Source organism: Qipengyuania sp. L-5Y (assembly GCF_056859455.1).
The window spans coordinates 139,076-159,042 of record NZ_JBSXOM010000029.1; the positions used below are offsets into that span (position 1 = coordinate 139,076).

The following is a 19,967-nucleotide window of genomic DNA, read 5'->3' on the forward strand; positions in this document are numbered from 1 at the left end:
CATGTTGAGGACCTGGTTCGAAATTCCGCTGTGGCAGCGCGTGATAACTGCGCTCATCCTCGGCGTGCTCACCGGCTGGGCATGGGGCCCGGATGCGGAATCGATCAAATGGATCGGCGATTTCTTCATCAGATCGATCAAGATGCTGGTCGTTCCGCTCATCTTCTTCAGCCTCGTGTCGGGCGTTGCCGCGATTGGCGACCTGCGCAAGCTGGGCGCGGTCGGCGGGCGAGCGATGCTTCTCTTCGTCGTGACCGGCCAAATCTCCGTATGGCTGGGCCTTGGGCTCGGCACTCTGGTCGCACCGGGCAGCGGGGTAGACACCAGCGCGATCGAAATGGGCGCAACGCCCGAACCCAACCCGACCACGGCAGTCGACATGATCCTTTCGATCGTGCCCGAAAGCCCGGTACAGGTCATGGCGGACGTCTCGGTCCTCCCCCTGATCGTGTTCAGCATGCTCATCGGTATCGGCATCCTGATGGCGAAGGAGGAAGGACTCCCGGTTCAGAAGGTCTTCGATAGCGGGGCCGTCATCATGCAGAAGGTGACGATGGTGGTGATGGAACTCACCCCCTTCGGCGTTTTCGCCCTTATGGCCTGGGTGGCGGGAACCCTGGGCTTCGATGCGCTGCTGGCGCTCGGGAAACTCGTGGCGCTCAACTACGCCGGATGCCTGCTGATCATTTTCGTCATGTATTCGGCGATGATCAAGTTTCTCGCCAAATTGCCCGTGCGCGATTTCTTCCGCGGGATCATCGACGCGATGGCGGTGAGCTATTCGACCGCCAGTTCCAACGCGACGCTCCCGGTGACGCTGCGCTGTGCGGAGCGCAATCTGGGCGTATCGAACTCCGTGGCGAGTTTCGTGATTGCCCTTGGCGCGACCATCAACATGAATGGCACGGCGATGTATCTGGGGCTCGCCACGCTGTTCGGCGCGCAGATCTTCGGGGTCGACCTCAGCTGGGCCGATTACTTCCTCATTTCGATCCTCGCGACATTGGGCGCGGTAGGCGCTGCAGGCATTCCGGGCGCCGGACTGATCATGATGGCACTGGTCTTCGGTGCCGTCGGCGTGCCGCTGGAAACGATCGCCTTCGTCGCCGGCGTCGACCGGATCATGGACATGATGCGCACCACGACCAATGTCAGCGGCGATGCTGCCGTGGCGACGACCGTGGCGGTGATGACCGGCGAAATCGACACAGGGGAAATGGTGTCGGCGGACGACGTGTGACGATTAGTTCGCTTTAGCTAGCTCAACGGGCACGAATTCTCCCAGCGCGCATGACACACCGCGTTGGGATGGGCTGCCGGGGCCGTCCAGCACGTAAATTACCTCGCCCGCGCAGAGCGAGTTGCCGCGTACGTCGTAGCTGATGGCGCGCCGGATGCCGAGGTGCAGGCAGCTGTTGGGAAGCGTATTGCGCCAGGTTCGCGAGCCTACCTTGAAATCGATCGTGCGGTCGTCATGCACAATGGTCCGGCTGATCGTGGAGGCATTGAGGCACCGCTGTGGTTCGCCGATAACGGTGGCTGCAGGGGCCTTGCTGACGAAGGGCTGATCGTCTTCGACGGGTGCACAAGCGAGCACCGCAAGGGGCAGAACGAGAACGGTGGCGGTACGGATCATCGCGCATCTCCAGCTGACCCGGCCCGTCACATCAGCCCGGACCGGTCTTTGTGTTGCCCCTGCCTGGTTTCTCTAGCACCTTCTTGCGGTAACTGCACAGGTCCACCACGGTGCACCGCCAGCATTCGGGTGTGCGTGCCTTGCAGACATAGCGGCCATGCAGGATCAACCAGTGATGCGCGCCCAGCCGGAAGGGTTGGGGCACACGCTGTTCGAGCTTTGCCTCGACCTGTTCGGGCGTCTTCCCCTTGGCCAAGCCGGTGCGATTGCCGACGCGGAAGATATGGGTGTCGACCGCGAAGGTCTCCTGTCCGAACCAGCAATTGAGGACCACATTGGCCGTCTTGCGCCCGACACCGGGCAGCCGCACGAGATCCTCGCGCGTGTCGGGCACCTTGCTGTCGTATTCGTCGACGAGCAACTGGCTGAGCGCAATCACGTTCTTCGCCTTGGAATTGAACAGGCCGATGGTCTTGATATGCTCCTTCAGGCCATCTTCGCCCAGGGACAGCATCTGTTCCGGCGTTTCCACCTCGCGAAACAGAGCGCGGGTGGCCTTGTTGACCCCGACATCCGTCGCCTGTGCGGACAGGGCGACCGCGACGACCAACTGATAGGCATTGCCGTATTCCAGTTCGGTTTCGGGCGAAGGATTGTCTTCGGCAAGCCGGCGGAAGAACTCGAAAATCTGGTCCTTCGTCATTGAAGACCCAAAACCTCTTCCATCGTATAGCGGCCCGCCTCGCGCGCGAGCATCCACTCGGCAGCGCGCACGGCGCCGCGGGCGAAGATGCTTCTGTTTTCCGCGCTGTGGGACAATGTCAGCCGCTCTTCCTCGCCGGCAAGGATCACGCTGTGTTCGCCGGCCACGGTCCCGCCGCGCAGACTGGCGAAGCCGACGGCCCCTTCCTGCCGCGCACCGGTATGCCCATCGCGCCCGCGCTCGGACTGCTCGGCAAGGTCGATCCCGCGCCCATGCGCCGCCGCCTCGCCCAGCAATAGCGCCGTGCCGCTGGGCGCATCGACCTTGCGGCGATGGTGCATTTCGAGAATTTCGATATCCCAGTCCGGGCCAAGCCGCGCCGCGGCCTCTCGCACGAGATGCGCGAGCAGCGTCACGCCGAGCGAGGTGTTTCCCGTCTGCAGAACGGCGACGACCCGCGCGGCATTGTCGATTGCATCATGGTGCGATGTATCGAGACCGGTCGTGCCGATGACAATGGGGATACCGGCACCGATGGCGGCGTGAAGGTTCGCATCCAGGGCTTGCGGAACGGAGAAATCGATCAGCACGTCGCTCGCATCGGCCAGCCCCGCCGGATCGCCGCCGCGGTCGATACCGCCGGCCAGTTCGTGTCCGCTCGCCGCGACGACGTGAGCCAGCGCATGGCCCATGGCACCTTCGCTTCCGATTATCCCGATCCGCGCCATTGGTTCTCCATGTGAGGTTTGATTTGGTATCGCTGTTCGCAGGTGGTTTGAATTGCCCTGCGCCTTCGCTACTTGAGGGCAATGGCCGATATGCGCAACATCGTGATCCTGACCGGGGCGGGAATTTCCGCTGAAAGCGGGATCGACACCTTCCGCGATGCAGGCGGGCTCTGGGAACAGCACAAGGTCGAAGACGTCGCGACGCCTGAAGCTTTCGAGCGTGATCCGGACCTTGTGCTGCGCTTTTACGATATGCGGCGAGAGGCGATTCAGGCCAAGCAGCCCAATGCTGCGCATGAGGCGCTGGCGAAGCTGGATGCCGCATGGGACGGCGAATTGCTGATCGTCACCCAGAATGTCGACGATCTGCACGAACGGGCCGGCGCGAGCCGTGTGTTGCACATGCACGGTACGCATCTCAATGCATGGTGCACGGCCTGCGATATGCGGGCGAAATGGACCGGGCCGATGCTCGATCGGCCGGCCTGCCCCGAATGCGGCGAACGTGCACTGCGCCCCGACGTCGTGTGGTTCGGCGAAATGCCGTACGAGATGGACCGCATCTACGCTTCCTTGCGCAAGGCGGATCTGTTCGTGAGTATCGGCACGTCGGGCGCGGTGTATCCGGCGGCCGGCTTTGTACAGGAAGCGCGCGAAATGCGCGTGCGGACGCTCGAACTCAATCTGGAGGCAAGCATGGGTTCGCGCTGGTTCCACGAATCGCGTCATGGCCCTGCCACGCAGTTGGTGCCGCAATGGGTCGACGAGGTGCTAGGCGGCTGACCCGCAGGCGCTGCAGGCCGGGTCCTTGGCGATGGCGAAACTGCGCATGCCCGGCTTCAGGCCATCCAGCAGATGGACGCGGCCCCAATCGGTATCGCCCAAGGTGCTGACGCCGTCGAGCAGGATGCGGATCGCCTGCATCGCTGCAAAGGTGGCAACCCATCCCGCCATGGCGCCAAGCATGCCGTCTTCGGCGCAAGTGTCGCAGTCTTCTGCATCGAAAGCGTCGCCCACGAAACAACGGTAGCAGGCTTCCCCGGCGAGATGTCCGGCAAAGGCGCCGACCTGCCCCTGGAAGCGACCGACAGCGGCCGAGAGGAGGGGTACGCGCTCTGCTACGCAGGCGTCGGAAACGGCAAGGCGCGTGGCAAAATTGTCGGTCCCGTCGAGTACGAGGTCCGCCCCGATCACGAGATCGGGTGCATTGGCTACCGTGATCCGCCGGTCGCTGATCTGCACGTCCAGTTCGGGATCGAAGCCGGTTACCCAACGCTTGGCGATAACCGCCTTGCCATGACCGATGTCGCGTTCGTTGAACAAGGTCTGGCGCTGGAGATTGCTGGCATCGACACGGTCATCATCGATCAGGGTCAGTTTCCCGATCCCCGCACCCGCGAGATATTGCAAGGCAGGGCTGCCGATACCGCCAAGCCCGACCAGCACGAGATGCTTTTTCGCGAGGGCGATCTGCCCCGCGCCGCCGATTTCCGGCAGGACGATGTGGCGCGCAAAGCGATCGAGGCGTTCCGGTGACAGGCTCACGCGCGTTCGTCCTCGCCCTCGGGCGCACGTTCCTTGCGAAAACCATGCATGCCATGCCACCACTGCATGGCGATCACGGCGCCCTTGGACGGCTGGAGCAGCGCCAGCAACATGGCGATGGCGAGCGGGATGATGATCGAAACGATCGCCAGGGCCGAAAGGGCGAAATCGCTGGCCAGCATGATCAGTATCGGCGCGAGCAAATGCCCTGTCACGAAGATGGAGATGTAAGCCGGAAAATCGTCTGCGCTCTGGACCGAAAGATCGAGCGCGCAGGCTGCGCAGCGATCATGCGGCTTGAGCCATTTGCGGAAGATCTTCGCTTCCCCGCAGCGCGGACAATCGCCGCGCGCACCGCGGATGAGCACGGCGGCGAAGGAATGCGGCAGGTCGATATGCGCTCGCGGGGCAGGGGAGTCGTGATGCGGCATCCGCAGCCCTTTGGCCTGTCACGCGCGGCCTGTCGACAGGTCTGTGTATGGCCCTGTCGACAGGCGGTGCATGGATTGTGGAAGCGGCCCGAAGAGCTGCAGGATTTTCCTGTCAGCTTTCCAGCTGTCTCAACAGGCTGCGCACATCGCCATCCATATCGGCATCGCGCTGGCGCAGGTCTTCGATAAGGCGGACGGCATGGATGACGGTGGAATGATCGCGGCCGCCGAACTTGCGCCCGATTTCCGGATAGCTGCGCGGCGTCAGAACCTTGGAGAGATACATGGCAACCTGCCGCGGACGGACCACGGCGCGCGCACGGCGCTTGCTGCTCATTTCGGACCGGTCGATCCGGTAGAACTGGCACACGGTGCGCTGGATTTCGTCGATCGTGATCCGGCGGCGATTGGCCGAAAGGATATCGGTCAGTTGTTCTTCGGCAAGCTGCAGCGACACTTCCTGCCCCGTCAGCTGCGCATAGGCGATCAGCTTGTTGAGGCCGCCGACCAGTTCGCGCACATTGCGCGTGATCGTCCGGGCCAGGAAGTCGAGCACATCCGCCGGTACTTCGAGCGGCGCGAAGCGGGTAAGCTTGGATGTGAGGATCTTCTTGCGCAGTTCGATATCGGCTGCCTGGATATCGGCCACGAGCCCCATCGAGAGACGCGAAAGCAGGCGCGGTTCCACACCGTCCAGAGCCTGGGGCGCGCGGTCTGCGGCAAATACCAGCCGCTTGCCTTCGGCCAGCAGCGCATCGATCGTATAGAGCAGTTCTTCCTGCGCGCTGGCCTTGCCGATGATGAACTGGATGTCGTCCACCAGCAACAGGTCGAAACTGCGCAGGCGGGCCTTGAATTCCAGCATCTGGTTGGCCTTCAGCGCCTGGACGAATTCGACCATGAAGCGTTCGGCGCTGCAGTAGAAAATGCGACTGCGCGGATGCGCCTGCAGGAAGCTGTGGCCGATTGCGTGGAGCAGGTGCGTCTTGCCCTGGCCCGTGGCAGCCTTGAGATAGAGCGGCGAGAACTGCGGCTTCTCGGTGGCGCCCATGCGCTGAGCTGCGTTGAAGGCGAGCACATTCGCTTCGCCGGTGATGAATGCCGCAAAGGTCAGCGACGGGTCGAGGCCGACCGAGCTGGTGAAGCCGGTATCGCCCAGCGTATCGGCGCCGATTGCCATCATCGAGGTATCCGCGCCGTCGTTCGCCGGACGGCGGCCATCGGAATGCAGGCGCAGATCGGTGACCTGACGGCGTCCCGGATGCACCTGGATGCGGACATCGCGCACTTCGCTGCGGGCGATCTTCCATGCCAGGCTCAGGCGGTCGGCAAAGCGATCCTTGACCCAGTTGGCGCTGAATTCGGTGGGCAGGAAAAGGTCGAGCGTGCCCGTATCCTTTTCGATGCCGCCGACCTGGATCGGCTTGATCCACTGGCTGTGAAGCTGGTGTCCCAGATCCTTTCGCAGGCCCTGGCTGATGTCCGCCCAATCCGCCGCCAGGTTTACCGCTTCCAGATCTTCCATGAAATCGTCCTGTGCCTTTTTGGTCGCCCCGGATTTCGCTGCGTCGCGCATTCTCGTACAGTCCCCCGAAGGGCGCCGTGCGGCACCCTTGAATTGATGGTCAGCGAAAGAGGCACAGTCTGGCCATGCTCCGGAATCGGTGCTTCCGGAGGTCTCCCTCACTTTATCGATTTTCTAAGAGCCCGGGCTGTCCCGTCCCGAGCCGATGACCATTGTCTAGGTCGCGGGCCGGATGAGTCGCAAGGGGGATAACTGTAAAAAACCTGAAATATACTTGTTGACTCAGATGTAAGCCGCAGGCCCCCGTTCAAGTCGATGAATTTACTCGCAATTTCTCGAAGTCACGATGCGAATCGCGGGTTTCTGGCGCTTCTTCCCGAGGCCGCCCGAAAGGTGCGTACCAAAACGAAACGCGAAAACGACAAAAGGGCCGCCGGTTCGACCGGCGGCCCCTTTTGTCTTTCCCTGCCGGCGTGCCGGCGAGAGCGAATCAGAGCGCGGAAACGCGCTTCGACAGGCGGCTCATCTTGCGAGCAGCGGTGTTCTTGTGGAACACGCCGCGAGCGACACCGCGTGCCAGTTCCGGCTGGGCTGCCTTGAGCGCGGCCTGGGCATTGTCCTTGTCGCCGCCTTCGATTGCGACTTCCACCTTCTTGAGGAAGTTGCGGATGCGGCTCAGGCGGGCACCGTTGATGTCGGCGCGCTTTTCGTTGCGACGGATGCGCTTCTTGGCTTGCGGCGTATTGGCCATGTTTGTCCTCGTCAGGCCGCACGGCATGCGCGGCGAAATCTCTTTGGGTGCGTGCGAATGGGCGGCACGGGCCGCCGGAAAGCGGCGCACTTAGCGGCGCCCCTGCGAATCGTCAAGCAAATCGTGGTGGCGACCGGAACGCGGTTGCGGAACTGCGTGCATCGGCTCCGGTTGCTCCTATATGTAGGACCTCCGGCAAAAGGACAAGTATGTGAGCGACAAGCCCGACACCAGCGATGCCGAATGGCGCGAAAAGCTGACCCCCGAACAGTACCACGTCCTGCGCGAAGCGGGGACCGAACGCGCGTTCACCGGCAAATACGACAAGCATTACGACGCCGGCGAATATTACTGCGCGGGCTGCGGCCAGAAGCTGTTCGAAAGCGACGACAAATATAACAGCGGCTGCGGCTGGCCCGCCTTCACCGCCCCGGCCGAGGGTGAGGTCGTCGACGAACACCGCGACATATCCCACGGCATGATCCGTACCGAGGTGACCTGCTCGAACTGCGGCGGTCACCTGGGTCACGTCTTCCCCGACGGCCCACCCGATCGCGGCGGCATGCGTTATTGCATCAATTCGGCTGCGCTGGATTTCGAACCCGACGACTGACGCTTCAGGCGCATCCATTCAGGCGGGATTAGACCTCGCCATGCGATGTCCCGATATTTATAGGGCCTCCGACTGGAGCCGGCGACTAACAATGGGTATCTGCATAACCGATGGATAAGAGAGGGAGCCGCCGCAAGAGCGCCGCGCGCAAGGATGGCGCATCGCGCGCAGCAGCGGACGAGCCGCAGAGCCGGGTCAAGTTCTGGATGCGCCGCCTTGTCATCTGGGGCGGGGCGCTGGCGGTCCTTGTCGCCCTGTTCGTCGGCCTGGCCGTCGTCTTCGCGGCCCGGTCGATGCCCGGATATTATCAGCTCAAGGCGACGCAGACGGCGCAGACCATCGTCGTTCGCGCACGCGACGGGACCGAGATCGTGGAACTCGGCCCCAGCTACGGCAAGTGGCTGACTTCCGACGAAATCCCACAGGTGATGAAGGATGCGATGATCTCGGTCGAGGACCGCAGATATTATTCGCATTTCGGGATCGATCCCTATGGCCTCGTCCGCGCCGTCTATACCGCGGCGACCGGTGACCGGCGCGTGTCGGCAACCTCGACCATTACCCAGCAGCTGGCGCGCAACGTCTTTCTCAACAACAACCGTTCGCTCGATCGCAAGCTGCGCGAAGCTGTGCTCGCGATGGCGCTGGAGGCGAAGTTCTCGAAGGAACAGATCCTCGAGCTTTATCTCAACAAGGTCTATTTCGGCGGCGGCGCCTATGGCGTGGATTCTGCCAGCCGCAAATTCTTCAGCCATCCGGCGACCGAACTCTCCACCGCCGAAGCGGCGATCATCGCCGGGCTGGTCAAGGCGCCCAGCCGTTATTCGCCCACGGCCGATGTGAATGCCGCAGTGGGCCGCGCCAGTGTCGTCCTGCGCCTGATGAAGGAACAGGGCCGCATCCCCGCCGATGCGACCGTCGATCCCAGCGCCGTGAAGCTCAAGGAAGAAGCGGGCCAGAACTCGGTCCGCTATTTCACCGACTGGGCTCTGCCGCAGCTCGATCTTCTGCTGCCCGAAACGTTCGAACCGATCGAGGTGTGGACCACGCTCGATGTGGGGATGCAGCGGGCCGCCACCGCATCGATAAAGTCCAATACGCCCGATGGCGCGCAGGGTGCGCTCGTCAGCATGGACCGCGACGGGGCGGTGCTCGCGCTGATCGGCGGCACCGATTACATCCAGACCAATTACAATCGCGCCACCGATGCCCGTCGCCAGCCGGGCTCGTCGTGGAAGCTGTTCGTCTATCTCGCAGCGCTCGAGGCCGGTTACACGCCCGACGACCGCGTGGTGGATACGCCGGTCAGCATCAACGGGTGGAGCCCGCGCAATTCGTCGGGCCGCAATGTCGGTGAAATCGATCTGCGCACGGCCTTTGCCTATTCGATCAACACCGTCGCCGCGCAGCTCGGCAATGAAGTCGGCTTCGGTACGGTCGCGTCCATGGCGCGGCGCTTCGGGATCACGACCGAAATCAACACCTATCCATCGATGGTGCTGGGCACGAACGAGGTTCGCCTGATCGACATGACCCGCGCGTTTGCCGCGGTGTCGGCAGGAGGCAATTCGGTCGAACCCTATGGCATCCTGAAAGTGGAAACGACCGATGGCGACCTGCTTTACGAGCACGAGCGCAATACGCGCAGCACGCAGCTGGTGCCCGATTATGTCGCTGCCGGGATCACGGACCTGCTGCAGACCGCAGTCGCCACCGGGACCGGCCGCGCCGCCGATATCGGCAGGCCGGTAGCGGGCAAGACGGGTACGACAAGCTCCAACAAGGATGGCTATTTCGTCGGCTTTTCCTCCGGCATCACGACCGGGGTCTGGATGGGGCGGGATGACAATGTGCGCGTGGGCGGATTGCAGGGTGGTACTGCACCGGCGCGCGCCTTTGCCGCCTATATGCGTTATGCCGTCAAGGATCGCCCCGTGGAACAGTTCGACACCGATCTGCAGCTTCCGGAATGGCAGCTCGAACCGGATGACGAGTACATGCTCGGCGATCCGGAAGATTACTATTTCATCGACGAGCAGGGCAATCTGATCGAACCCGGCACATCGGACACACCGCGCGAAGATCCCTTCGGCGACGAGTTCGACCGGACGCTCGAAGGCGATCGGCCGCGTCAGCCCGTACCGGGTCAAAGGCCGACGCAGCAGCCGCCCCAGCCCCAACAGCCTCCGCGCGGGGTCGATGGCGCGCCTCAGGCGATCGGGGATGACTTCCTCAACGAAGCTACGGGGGCGAGGCGCGACCAGCGCCCATAGCCCTGGCGGCGCCAGCGCCGCCCCGAAGGCTCAATGATTTGGCCCTGGTACGAAAAGGGGCGGCCCCCATTCCGGCGGCCGCCCTTTTCCTGTGCGTGTTGCTGATGCCTCAGCGAAGGCGCACGGCCACATACTGCGGCGGACGGCCACGGCGTTGCACCCGCAGCAGCAAGGCCTCGCGGTTCTCGCTCTGTGCGGTGCGCACCGCATTCTCCAGGCCTTCCAGCGTGGTAACCGGACGGTAATTCGCCGTCAGGATGATATCGCCGCGCTGCAGGCCCTTGCGGGCTGCGTCCGAATTCTGATCGACACCGGCAACGACGACACCTTGCGTATCGGCATCGACGCCAAGCTGGCGCGCGATCTGACCCGTGAGCGGGAGCACCTGCAGGCCGAGGTTGTCCTCGATCACCGCATTGTCGCCCGGCTCCATCGAATCCTCGTCCTGCGCATCGGGATTGAACTGCTGCTGCTGGCGCAGTTCTTCTTCCGACGGGCGCCGGCCGACGGTCAGATTGACGCGGCGGGTTTCACCGTTGCGGATCAGTTCGACCGGGATGGTCGTGCCGGGCCGGATATTGGCGATGAGGAAGGACAGCGTCTGTTCGGGCGTCACATCCTTGCCGTTGATCTTCGTCACGATGTCGCCAGCCTCGATGCCGGCCTTTTCGGCCGCTTCGCCGGGCTGGACCGACTGGATGAATTCACCACGCTTCTGCGCAATGCCCAGCGATGCTGCCAGATCGTCGGTCACCGGCTGGATCTGCACACCCAGATAACCGCGTTCGATTTCCACGCCGTCACGCAGCTTCTGCACGATAGGCGCGGCGATCTCGGCGGGGATGGCAAAGCCGATGCCCACGCTGCCGCCCGAAGGCGAGAAGATCGCGTTGTTGATGCCGATGACATTGCCCTGCATGTCGAACAGCGGACCGCCCGAATTGCCGCGGTTGATGCTGGCGTCGGTCTGGATGTAGCGGTCGTATGCGCCGCCCTGTCCGGTGACACGCTGGATGGCCGAAATGATGCCGGACGTTACCGTTCCGCCCAGGCCGAAGGGATTGCCGATGGCCACCACCCAGTCGCCCGGCCGCGCCTGACGCGAATCGCCGAACTCGACGAAGGGGAAAGCCTTGCTGCCGCTGATCTTCAGCACTGCGAGATCGGATGATGCATCGGTGCCGACCAGTTCGGCATTATGTTCGGTCCCGTCGGGCATGATGACGGTAATCTCTTCCACCGTCCCGCGCCCTGTCGGGCTGACGACGTGGTTGTTCGTCACGACGTAACCGTCGGCCGAAATGATGAAGCCCGAACCCAGCGACTGGCCTTCGCGGTATTGCGGTTCCTGCTGCGCTCCGCCGCGTTGGCCGAAGAGGCCTTCGAACGGCGTGCCTGCAAAAGGGTTGCCCGAGCTGGTCGGCACTTCGATCCGCTGCCGGGTCGAAATGTTCACCACCGCTGGCTGCAGCTGCGCCGTCAGGTCGGCGAAACTCTCTGGGGCACCGGCGCGCGGGACGACACGGGCCATATGGCTGTCGTCGTTCTGCGCAACCTGGGCTCCAGCCGGAAAACCGGTCGCGAGCGAGATCGCGGCGCCGCCTACCAGCAGCGCACTCGTCACGGAATATGCATATCGCACTGGCTTCACGTCCTTTTCGTCCTCTTCAAATACTTGCACCGACTCTACTGACGGCAGACTTACCGCCTAACGAGCCTGGCGTTCCGGCGAACGACTGTGTCGCTGGCCGCTGAATGCCGATTGAACGGCACCGGGATCGTTCGACGAACGATCAACGCCGACCGCGGAACTGCCGCAGATACTCGTTGTCCGGCGACAGGATGATGCTGCTCTCCGACGGATTCTCGCTGTTGGAAAACGTCGCATCGTAGCTCTGCATCGCACGGTAGAAATCGTAGAATTCCGCATCCTGTCCGAAGCTTTCGGCGTAGATCCGCGCGGCCTCCGCATCGGCATCGGCCCGGATGATACGGGCATCGCGGTCGCCCTGCGCCCGGATCGTTCGCGCTTCACGGGCACGGTCGGATTCCATGCGGCGGAAGGCCGACTGCAACGGCGCTTCGGGCAGGTCGGTGCGCATGATCTTCACATCGACCACTTCGGCACCATACTGGCGCGCCTGGCGGTCGAGATTGGCGCGGACATTGGCCAGCGCGCTGCCGCGCTCTGCCGTCAGCATGGCCTGGAAGGTCCGGCGGCCCAGTTCCTGACGCAGGACGGAGTTCAGGATCGGCTGCAGCGCGTTGCGCACGCCGTCCGTCGATCCGGCACGTTCCACCATGCGGACCGGGTCGGTAATGCGGAAACGGGCATAGGCGTTCACCAGCAGACGTTGCTGATCGGCGGACAGCACTTCCTCGTCGGTCATTTCCAGATCGAGCAGCCGCTTCTCGACGCGGCGAACGCTGTCGATGAACGGTACGCGGAAATAAATGCCCGCATTGGTCGTGCCGTTGGGCGTATTGACCGTGCCGACCGGTTCACCGGTGCGGATGATGACGGCCTGTTCTTCCTCGGGCACGATGTAGGCGCTCATCATGAAGATGACGAGCAATACGCCCAATGCGATGACCGTGTAGCGGTGGTTCTGCAAAAAGTTGCTCATGTCACTGGCCCTCCGGTGCTGTCACAACGGTGGCAGGTGAACTCTGCTGGGCGCGTCGCCGGATCTCGGGAAGCGGCAGATAGGGTGTCACATTGCCGGTCTCGACGATGGTCTTGTCGGTCTGGCTCAGCACACGCTCCATGGTTTCGTAATAAAGACGCTGGCGGGTGACCTGCGGGGCAAGGCGATACTGCTGGTACACCTTGTCGAAGGCTTCCGCCTCACCTTGTGCCTGTGCCAGAACCTGCTGCGCGTAACCGCGCGCCTGGTTGCGGGCGGCATCGGCATTCTGTTCGGCGACCTGCACGTCGCGGAAGGCATCGACGACCTGTGCGGGCGGGTCGGCCTTTTCGATTTCGACGCCGAGCACGTTGACGCCGGCCCGGTAGCCGTCGAGCGTGCGCTGCATGCGCTCGCGCACATCCAGCTCGATCGCGGCGCGACCCTGGCCAGAGAAGGTTTCGTCCAGCTCGGTTTCGGCAACTGCGGCGCGCATGGCGGCTTCTGCCGCTTCGTTGACCGTGTCGACGGGATCGACAACGCGGAACTTGAAGTCCGACAGGTCCTTGATGTTCCAGCGCACGATATAGCTCAGGTCGACTAGGTTCTGGTCGCCGGTCAGGATCAGCTTGGCCTGATTGTCGTTGCCGGGGATGCGGACGGAACGCACACCTTCGACATCTTCGACTTCGACCGTTTCGATCGGGAAGGGGGCCGAGAAATTGAGACCCGGCTGCATGGCGCGGGTATAATTACCGAGCGTCTTGACCACTGCCTGTTGTTGCGGGCCGACCAGATGCACGCTGGTCGCCAGCACGCCGATGCCGATGATCGCGATCACGGCGATCGGGAACCAGCTTTTGCCGCCGGGCCGCTGCGGGAAGCGCATGTTCGGACCGCCGGGGCCACTGCCACCGCCGCCGCGGCGCCGTGGGCCCTCGGGACCGCGGCTCTTGAAGATATCCTCGATATTGGGGCCGCGGCGACCATCGCCGCTGCCACCGCCGCTACCGGGTGGCAGCCATGGATTGCGCGGACCCTTCGGCTTGTCGCCGCCTTCCGAACCCGTCGGCTTGCCGCCGTCGCTGTCGCCGTCATCCCCGGAGCCTCCGCCCCAAGGGCTTTTCTTGCCCGCCATTGCCAGGGAAATCCTGTGTCCGAACCCGTCAAAAATTCTCATGCGATCCCTTATAGGTGTGGTTCGGCGGAAAAACAGGGGTTGCCGCGCGCTTTTCGATGCTACAGCAGCCTCGCCCATGAGTTCGACCGACCCGAAATCGCTACTTCCCGCCGGCCTTGCCGAACACGTCACCACGCTTTCCGTCAAGGACGGCAGGGCTATTGCCGTGGTCGACGCTGCCGGACTGAACGAGCATCAACGCGACGAAATCAAACGTTTGATTGACACCCGTTTGCTAGAGTATGACGACATTTCCGACGTCCGCATCGTCATGACTGCGGAGCGCAAGCAGCGCCGCCTGATCGCCATCGGCAGCGGCAAGGGCGGTGTCGGCAAGTCGACCCTGACCGCCAATCTCGCCATCGCGCTGAAGATAGCGGGCCGCGCCGTCGGGCTGGTCGATGCCGATATCTACGGCCCGTCGCAGCCGGTGATCTTTGGAAATCAGGGCGAAAAACCCATCGCGCGCGACAAGAAGCTCGTTCCGATCGAAAGTTCCTTCGGCGTTCCGATGCTGTCCATGGGCCATCTCGTGGAGCCAGGCCGCGCGCTTGCATGGCGCGGGCCGATGGCGGGCAATGCGCTCTCGCAGTTGATCGATGCCCACTGGGGCGATGTCGATACGCTGCTGGTCGATCTGCCCCCCGGCACCGGCGACGTCCAGCTCACCATGCTCCAGCGCTACAAGCCCATGGGCGCCGTCCTCGTCTCGACGCCGCAGGACCTCGCCCTGATCGACGCGGCGCGGGCGGGCCAGTTGTTCGACCAGGCCGGCGTGCCGGTCATCGGGCTGGTTGAAAACATGGCCGGCTATGCCTGCCCGCACTGCGGCGAGGTTTCTGACCCTTTCGGCAAGGGCGGAGTGGAAACGGCGGCGGAACGGCTGGAATTGCCTTTTCTCGGCCGCATCCCACTCGACCTCGCCATTCGGCAGGGAAGCGATCGCGGTACACCGCCGGCCGCAGGCGATGATGCGCTCGCGAAGCCCTTTCACGATATCGCTGCCAAGGTCGACGAATGGATTGGCGCGAAAAGTTAAGCCAGCTCCCTGTGACCCGGCGCGGCCTTATTGCAGGCGCAGCGGCGGGTGGCGGGCTTGCTGTCGCGTGGTGGCTCTGGCCGCGTCACTATTCGAGCCCCCTAGCGCCCGGACCGGACGAGCGCGAATTCGGCGGCTGGATCACCATCGGCCGGGATGGCGTGGTGACGGTAGCCGTTCCCCAATTGGAGATGGGGCAGGGGGTCACAACCCTGCTTACGCAGGTCGTGGCCGTCGAGCTTGGCGCGGACTGGCGACAGATTGCCGTCGAGCCCGCGCCGCCTTCCGGTCTTTACGCGAATGTTCCTCTCGCTGCGAAATGGGCGTCGCTCTGGTCCAATCTGCCTAGTCTTGCCGATGATCCTGGCAGTCGGCTGGCGGAAAACTTCGCCCGCAGCAACGCCTTCATCGCAACGGCAGATGGCACTAGTTTGGCAGGATACGAGCCACCCCTGCGCGAAGCTGCTGCCACCGCACGGTCCCTGCTCGCCATGGCAGCGGCAGCGCGATGGAATGTCGACTGGGAGGAATGCGAAGTTGTTGGCGGCCTCGTCCGCCATGGCGACCAGCAATTTGCATTCGGCGATCTGGTGGTCGATGCAGCGCAATTCGATCCGCCCGAACCGCCCCCGGTGAAGGTCGAACGCGCCGCCGAAGATCCCTCGCCTGCCGAAGCCGAACTTGCCCCGGCTTTCCCCCGCCTCGACCTTCCTGCCAAGGTCGATGGCAGTTTCCTCTTCGCAGGCGACATCCGGTTGCCGGGAATGGTCTATGCATCGATCAGGCATGGCCCTCTCGGTGCATCGCACCTGCTGCGGTTCGACCCCGAGGCGGTTGCTGGCATGTCGGGTGTCGTCGCCGTGGTGAAGTCGCAGAAATACCTCGCAGTAGCAGCCGAGAGCTGGTGGGTCGCCGAGCAGGCGTTACGCAAAATCCGGCCCGTTTTCGGCGGGGATGGCGCTGTAGAAAGCGACGCCGCGATGGAAGCGCTGGAGGCCGCGCATGGCGCCGTCGATGCACAGCGTACCATCGATGTGGGCGATGCCGACGATCTGCTGGCTCGTCCCGATTATGCGGAAACCTACACGGTCGCTCCGGCAGTCCACGCTGCCATCGAGACGGCCAGCGCCACCGCACGTTTCGACGGCAACACGCTCGAATTATGGATCGCCGCACAGGCACCGGAAATGACGCGCCGGGCGGCGGGAAGGGCGATCGGACTGTCACCGCAAGATGTCGTTCTCTATCCCACGGCGGCGGGGGGAAGCTTCGATGCCCGCCTCGAGAGGCGGCATGCCATCGAAATAGCGCAAATCGCCAAAGAGGTTGGCCGACCAGTGCAACTGACATGGCCTCGCGTGCAGGAATTTCAGTCGGTGCCGGTCCGCACCCCGGTCAGTGCGCGCATGGAGGCCGCATTCGTGCCTGCCAGCGGTGGGCGCATAGCCGCATGGCGCGCACGCCTTGCCATGCCCGCCACCGCTCGCGAATTCGGCAGACGGCTGTTCGACAACAAGACCGCCGAAGCTGCAATGAAACACTCCGAGGGTGAAGCGGACGTGCTGGCCTGTGAAGGCGCGGTTCCGCCCTATGCGATCGATAACGTGGCCATCGATCATCTGCCCGTTTCATTGCCGTTTCCGACGGGGCGGCTGCGCGGCAATGCGCCGGCCTACACGGCGTTCTTTACGGAATGCTTCATCGATGAACTGGCCGAACGCGCGGGGCGTGATCCATTCCTCTATCGCATGGAGATGCTGGGCCGCATGCCGCGCATGGCCGATTGCCTGCGCCGGGCAACCCGGCTTGCCGGTTGGGACGGCGGCAGACGCGGCACCGGTCAGGGGCTGGCCATGGTCCGGATGGGCTCTCCCGACAGCGGCGGGCGTATTGCCTGCGTGGCGCAGGCTGCACTGGGCGAGGGCGGGGTCCGTGTCACGAAACTGCATGCGGCCGTCGATATCGGACGGATCGTCAATCATGACATCGCCCGGCAGCAGATCGAAGGCGGATTGATCTTCGGCCTTTCCCTCGCGACCGGGTCCAGCATCGCGTATGAAGACGGCAAACCTGTGCCAAACCGTCTGTCGGGACTGTCGCTCCCGACGCTGGCGGATTGTCCGGACATCGTTGTCGAGTTCATTACCAGCGATGCGCCCGCGTTCGATCCTGGCGAACTCGGCGTGGCGGTTGCTCCGCCTGCAATTGCGAATGCCCTTTACTCTGCGACCGGAGTCCGCTTTCGCCGTCTGCCACTGCTTTCGGAGGGCATATGACCTGGCGTGATCAACAGCTTTCAGCCGACCATCCGCCGGTGAAATCCGGGGCGATCGGCGTTCTTCTCGTCAATCTGGGTACGCCGGATGCGGCAGAGCCTGGGGCGGTCAAACGCTATCTCGCGGAGTTCCTTTCCGACAGAAGAGTTGTCGAGATACCGCCCATTGCCTGGCAGCCCATTCTGCGCGGCATCATCCTCAATACCCGGCCCAAGAAAAGTGCGCATGCTTACCGCCAGGTCTGGACCGACGCTGGGTCACCATTGGCGGTGATTACGCGTCAGCAGGCCGAGGCTATGCAGGCGAGGTTGGGGAACGAAGCAAACGTCGACTGGGCCATGCGGTACGGAACGCCATCGATTCCGGACCGATTGCAGGCTCTCAAGAATTCCGGTTGCGAGCGAATTCTGCTCGCGCCGCTTTACCCGCAATATTCCGGGGCAACGACAGCCACTGTTGTGGACAAGGCTGCGGATTGTCTGCGGACAATGCGTTGGCAACCAGCGCTGCGTACTCTGCCACCCTATCACGACGATCCCGCCTATATCGATGCGCTGGCATCCGATTTGTCGAAGCAGCTCGATGGGCTCGATTTCGAGCCGGAAGTGCTCCTGCTGAGCTTCCACGGCATGCCCGAACGCACACTGCATCTTGGCGACCCGTATCATTGCCATTGCCAGAAGACGTCGCGCCTCCTGCAGGAGAAGCTGCACAGGCCGGGCCTTAAATTCCGAACCACGTTCCAATCGCGTTTCGGCCGCGCGAAATGGCTCGAACCCGCAACGGATACGGTGTTGGCGGAAGAGGCAAAGGTAGGAACGAAGCGGCTGGCCATCGCTGCACCGGGATTTTCTGCCGATTGCCTGGAAACGCTGGAAGAACTGGCGATCCAGGGCCGCGAGCAATTTACCGAGGCCGGCGGCGAGCATTTTGCTGCCCTATCGTGCCTGAATGTATCCGATCCCGGCCTCGCCATGCTGGAGACGCTTTTGCGACGCGAATTGTCGGGGTGGATTAGCGCCTAGGAATTACTTACACTAAGGTAAGTTGTCAGGAGCTACCTATGGCTACGCTTGCCGCTCATCAATCCATCGATGCTGCACCCGCGCACTGGACGCAGGGCAATCCGGATGAGGATACGCTTGCCCACATCCCAGGCGAAAAAGGCTGGCCGCTTGTCGGCAATACCTTCAAAATGCTGGCGGATCCTCATGGCATGGCCAGGGCGATGGTCGCCAAATATGGACGGGTCTACAAGAACAAGGCCTTTGGCGGCTGGAACGTGGCGTTGATCGGGGCGGACGCCAATGAGCTGGTCCTGTTCGACCGCGAAAAGCTGTTTTCTTCCGAACAGGGGTGGGGCCCCATATTGGATCGGCTCTTCCCTCGTGGGCTGATGCTGATGGATTTCGATCACCACCGCGCCGACCGCCGCGCGCTGTCGATCGCGTTCAAGCCGGGACCGATGCGCCATTATGCCGATGCACTCAATCGGGGGATCGGCCGGCAGGTCGAGGAATGGGGCGCGGGAGACATGCGCTTTTACCCAGCGATCAAGGAACTGACGCTGGATCTTGCGGCAGACAGTTTCATCGGCATTTCCTGGGGCCCGGAAGCAGACCGGATCAACCGGGCCTTTGTCGACATGGTGCAAGCCAGCGTGGCGCCCGTACGAAAGCCGCTTCCCTTCACGCAGATGAAAAAAGGGGTCGATGGACGGGCGTTCCTCGTCGACTATTTCACGCAGGAAACGCATCGCCGCCGGGCCGAGGGCGGGGGGCAGGATATGTTCAGTCAGTTCGCCACGGCCGAGTATGACGACGGTAGCCTGATGCCTGTCGACGAAGTCGTCGATCATATGAATTTTCTGATGATGGCCGCGCACGACACGATCACGTCGAGCGCGACATCGCTATTGTGGCTGCTCGCCAAGAACCCTGAATGGCAGGAAAAGCTGCGGCAGGAAGTGGAGGCCGTCACCGGTGGTACGGGCACTGACGGGAGACCGCGCGACCTTGCTTACGAGGATCTGGGCAAACTGGAACTTACCGAAATGGCGTTCAAGGAAGCTTTGCGCTTCGTTCCCCCGGTGCCGTCCATGCCGCGCCGTGCCTTGCGAGAATTCGAGTATGGCGGTTACCGAATTCCTGCCGGGACGCCCGTCGGCATCAATATCCACTGGACGCACCATAGCGAAGAGTACTGGGACGAACCCGAAAAGTTCGATCCGCTTCGCTTCACGCCAGATCAGGTAAAGGCGCGCCATAAATATGCCTGGGTACCGTTTGGTGGCGGCGCGCATATGTGCCTTGGCCTCCACTTCGCCTACATGCAGGTCAAGATATTGATGGCGCAGCTGCTGCCGCGTTACCGGGTAGAACTGGCCGATGGCGATCCGGAATGGCAGGCCTGGCCAATCCCGAAGCCGAAAGATGGATTGAAGATCAGGCTGACAGCGCTCTGATCAGAAATCGATCGCGATACCATCCTTGACCCAGTCGCCGTAGCGGGTCGGACTCAGTTCTTCCTCATCCGTCCCCTTTTTCGGTTCGGGCGGGGGATCGTTGGTCCAGTGCGCGGGCTTTTCGAAACCCTGCGGACGCTTGCTCTCTTGCTTCGTCATGTCCTCTAGATGATGGT

The 19,967-nt window shown here is 63.0% G+C and carries 19 protein-coding genes; 8 read left to right on the plus strand and 11 right to left on the minus strand.

All coding sequences use genetic code 11. The features are described from left to right. Position 1 precedes the first annotated feature (1 nt). Entirely contained in the window at positions 2-1,240 is a 1,239-nt protein-coding gene (locus AC13F2_RS09700; RefSeq protein WP_103022344.1) for a dicarboxylate/amino acid:cation symporter, read from the plus strand. 3 nt (positions 1,241-1,243) lie between these two features. Here AC13F2_RS09700 and AC13F2_RS09705 read toward each other — a convergent pair whose 3' ends face one another. Genes AC13F2_RS09705 through dapB form a run of 3 tightly spaced genes read right to left on the minus strand, consistent with a single transcriptional unit; the run spans position 1,244 to position 3,067 of the window. After that, complete coding sequence (locus tag AC13F2_RS09705) at positions 1,244-1,636, minus strand: hypothetical protein (RefSeq protein WP_482964328.1); 393 nt, start codon at positions 1,634-1,636, stop codon at positions 1,244-1,246. Positions 1,637-1,667: 31 nt separating this feature from the next. Continuing rightward, positions 1,668-2,339 carry an endonuclease III gene (nth, locus tag AC13F2_RS09710; protein ID WP_301642191.1) on the minus strand — a complete coding sequence of 224 codons (672 nt, stop codon included), beginning with the start codon at positions 2,337-2,339 and terminating at the stop codon, positions 1,668-1,670. After that, entirely contained in the window at positions 2,336-3,067 is a 732-nt protein-coding gene (dapB, locus tag AC13F2_RS09715; RefSeq protein ID WP_482964329.1) for a 4-hydroxy-tetrahydrodipicolinate reductase, read from the minus strand. Before dapB ends, nth begins: the two co-directional genes overlap by 4 nt. A gap of 81 nt (positions 3,068-3,148) precedes the next feature. Here dapB and AC13F2_RS09720 point away from each other — a divergent pair, with 81 nt between their 5' ends. Then, entirely contained in the window at positions 3,149-3,850 is a 702-nt protein-coding gene (locus AC13F2_RS09720) for an NAD-dependent deacylase (RefSeq protein WP_482964330.1), read from the plus strand. Here AC13F2_RS09720 and AC13F2_RS09725 read toward each other — a convergent pair. The 4 genes from AC13F2_RS09725 to rpsT all read right to left on the minus strand — a co-directional run bounded on the left by AC13F2_RS09725 (position 3,839) and on the right by rpsT (position 7,319). Further along, complete coding sequence (locus tag AC13F2_RS09725) at positions 3,839-4,612, minus strand: HesA/MoeB/ThiF family protein (protein WP_482964331.1); 774 nt, start codon at positions 4,610-4,612, stop codon at positions 3,839-3,841. The two genes, AC13F2_RS09720 and AC13F2_RS09725, sit on opposite strands and share 12 nt — an antisense overlap. After that, on the minus strand, positions 4,609-5,043 hold the full coding sequence (locus AC13F2_RS09730; protein WP_482964332.1) for a DUF983 domain-containing protein: 435 nt from the start codon (positions 5,041-5,043) through the stop codon (positions 4,609-4,611). The genes AC13F2_RS09725 and AC13F2_RS09730 overlap by 4 nt, the downstream gene beginning before the upstream one ends. Before the next feature lie 112 nt (positions 5,044-5,155). Further along, a complete protein-coding gene (gene dnaA / locus AC13F2_RS09735; RefSeq protein WP_103022350.1) occupies positions 5,156-6,619 on the minus strand; it encodes a chromosomal replication initiator protein DnaA in 1,464 nt (487 codons plus the stop codon). Positions 6,620-7,058: 439 nt separating this feature from the next. Next, the gene (gene rpsT / locus AC13F2_RS09740; protein ID WP_103022351.1) at positions 7,059-7,319 is read right to left on the minus strand and encodes a 30S ribosomal protein S20; all 261 of its coding nucleotides are present in this window, start codon (positions 7,317-7,319) and stop codon (positions 7,059-7,061) included. Between the two features lie 211 nt (positions 7,320-7,530). On the opposite strand from rpsT, the gene msrB reads away from it, so the two are divergent. Both msrB and AC13F2_RS09750 read left to right on the plus strand, forming a co-directional pair. Beyond that, on the plus strand, positions 7,531-7,932 hold the full coding sequence (gene msrB, locus AC13F2_RS09745; RefSeq protein WP_103022352.1) for a peptide-methionine (R)-S-oxide reductase MsrB: 402 nt from the start codon (positions 7,531-7,533) through the stop codon (positions 7,930-7,932). 110 nt (positions 7,933-8,042) lie between these two features. Beyond that, positions 8,043-10,205, plus strand: a complete 2,163-nt coding sequence (locus AC13F2_RS09750) for a transglycosylase domain-containing protein (RefSeq protein ID WP_482964333.1) — start codon at positions 8,043-8,045, stop codon at positions 10,203-10,205. A 109-nt stretch (positions 10,206-10,314) separates the two neighbouring features. On the opposite strand, the gene AC13F2_RS09755 is transcribed toward AC13F2_RS09750, so the two are convergent. From AC13F2_RS09755 to hflK, 3 genes are all read right to left on the minus strand, one after another. Beyond that, a complete protein-coding gene (locus AC13F2_RS09755) occupies positions 10,315-11,847 on the minus strand; it encodes a Do family serine endopeptidase (protein WP_221598061.1) in 1,533 nt (510 codons plus the stop codon). A gap of 151 nt (positions 11,848-11,998) precedes the next feature. Then, on the minus strand, positions 11,999-12,832 hold the full coding sequence (gene hflC / locus AC13F2_RS09760) for a protease modulator HflC (RefSeq protein ID WP_103022354.1): 834 nt from the start codon (positions 12,830-12,832) through the stop codon (positions 11,999-12,001). Between the two features lies 1 nt (position 12,833). Further along, positions 12,834-14,012, minus strand: coding sequence for a protease modulator HflK (gene hflK / locus AC13F2_RS09765; protein ID WP_482964334.1), 1,179 nt, complete (start codon positions 14,010-14,012; stop codon positions 12,834-12,836). 76 nt (positions 14,013-14,088) lie between these two features. Between hflK and AC13F2_RS09770 the strand changes: the two genes are divergently transcribed. From AC13F2_RS09770 to AC13F2_RS09785, 4 genes are read left to right on the plus strand one after another with little or no spacing between them, the layout of a single operon-like run. Beyond that, positions 14,089-15,051 (plus strand): Mrp/NBP35 family ATP-binding protein, encoded by a 963-nt coding sequence (locus AC13F2_RS09770; protein ID WP_482964335.1) that lies wholly within the window; start codon positions 14,089-14,091, stop codon positions 15,049-15,051. Then, the gene (locus AC13F2_RS09775) at positions 15,030-17,327 is read left to right on the plus strand and encodes a xanthine dehydrogenase family protein molybdopterin-binding subunit (RefSeq protein WP_482964336.1); all 2,298 of its coding nucleotides are present in this window, start codon (positions 15,030-15,032) and stop codon (positions 17,325-17,327) included. The genes AC13F2_RS09770 and AC13F2_RS09775 overlap by 22 nt, the downstream gene beginning before the upstream one ends. After that, positions 17,324-18,352 (plus strand): ferrochelatase, encoded by a 1,029-nt coding sequence (gene hemH / locus AC13F2_RS09780; RefSeq protein WP_482964337.1) that lies wholly within the window; start codon positions 17,324-17,326, stop codon positions 18,350-18,352. Before AC13F2_RS09775 ends, hemH begins: the two co-directional genes overlap by 4 nt. Positions 18,353-18,390: 38 nt before the next feature. Further along, positions 18,391-19,791 carry a cytochrome P450 gene (locus AC13F2_RS09785; RefSeq protein WP_482964338.1) on the plus strand — a complete coding sequence of 467 codons (1,401 nt, stop codon included), beginning with the start codon at positions 18,391-18,393 and terminating at the stop codon, positions 19,789-19,791. Here AC13F2_RS09785 and AC13F2_RS09790 read toward each other — a convergent pair whose 3' ends face one another. Beyond that, on the minus strand, positions 19,792-19,950 hold the full coding sequence (locus tag AC13F2_RS09790) for a DUF1674 domain-containing protein (protein WP_103022359.1): 159 nt from the start codon (positions 19,948-19,950) through the stop codon (positions 19,792-19,794). It abuts the gene before it with no gap. Positions 19,951-19,967: the final 17 nt, after the last annotated feature.

What these genes read in the sequence shown, in the direction of transcription:
- AC13F2_RS09700 (WP_103022344.1), top strand. Translation starts at nt 2, where the DNA reads ATGTTGAGGACCTGGTTCGAAATTCCGCTGTGGCAGCGCGTGATAACT.
- AC13F2_RS09705 (WP_482964328.1), bottom strand. Translation starts at nt 1,636, where the DNA reads ATGATCCGTACCGCCACCGTTCTCGTTCTGCCCCTTGCGGTGCTCGCT.
- nth (WP_301642191.1), bottom strand. Translation starts at nt 2,339, where the DNA reads ATGACGAAGGACCAGATTTTCGAGTTCTTCCGCCGGCTTGCCGAAGAC.
- dapB (WP_482964329.1), bottom strand. Translation starts at nt 3,067, where the DNA reads ATGGCGCGGATCGGGATAATCGGAAGCGAAGGTGCCATGGGCCATGCG.
- AC13F2_RS09720 (WP_482964330.1), top strand. Translation starts at nt 3,149, where the DNA reads ATGGCCGATATGCGCAACATCGTGATCCTGACCGGGGCGGGAATTTCC.
- AC13F2_RS09730 (WP_482964332.1), bottom strand. Translation starts at nt 5,043, where the DNA reads ATGCCGCATCACGACTCCCCTGCCCCGCGAGCGCATATCGACCTGCCG.
- dnaA (WP_103022350.1), bottom strand. Translation starts at nt 6,619, where the DNA reads ATGCGCGACGCAGCGAAATCCGGGGCGACCAAAAAGGCACAGGACGAT.
- rpsT (WP_103022351.1), bottom strand. Translation starts at nt 7,319, where the DNA reads ATGGCCAATACGCCGCAAGCCAAGAAGCGCATCCGTCGCAACGAAAAG.
- AC13F2_RS09750 (WP_482964333.1), top strand. Translation starts at nt 8,043, where the DNA reads ATGGATAAGAGAGGGAGCCGCCGCAAGAGCGCCGCGCGCAAGGATGGC.
- hflC (WP_103022354.1), bottom strand. Translation starts at nt 12,832, where the DNA reads ATGAGCAACTTTTTGCAGAACCACCGCTACACGGTCATCGCATTGGGC.
- hflK (WP_482964334.1), bottom strand. Translation starts at nt 14,012, where the DNA reads ATGAGAATTTTTGACGGGTTCGGACACAGGATTTCCCTGGCAATGGCG.
- AC13F2_RS09770 (WP_482964335.1), top strand. Translation starts at nt 14,089, where the DNA reads ATGAGTTCGACCGACCCGAAATCGCTACTTCCCGCCGGCCTTGCCGAA.
- AC13F2_RS09775 (WP_482964336.1), top strand. Translation starts at nt 15,030, where the DNA reads ATGGATTGGCGCGAAAAGTTAAGCCAGCTCCCTGTGACCCGGCGCGGC.
- hemH (WP_482964337.1), top strand. Translation starts at nt 17,324, where the DNA reads ATGACCTGGCGTGATCAACAGCTTTCAGCCGACCATCCGCCGGTGAAA.
- AC13F2_RS09785 (WP_482964338.1), top strand. Translation starts at nt 18,391, where the DNA reads ATGGCTACGCTTGCCGCTCATCAATCCATCGATGCTGCACCCGCGCAC.
- AC13F2_RS09790 (WP_103022359.1), bottom strand. Translation starts at nt 19,950, where the DNA reads ATGACGAAGCAAGAGAGCAAGCGTCCGCAGGGTTTCGAAAAGCCCGCG.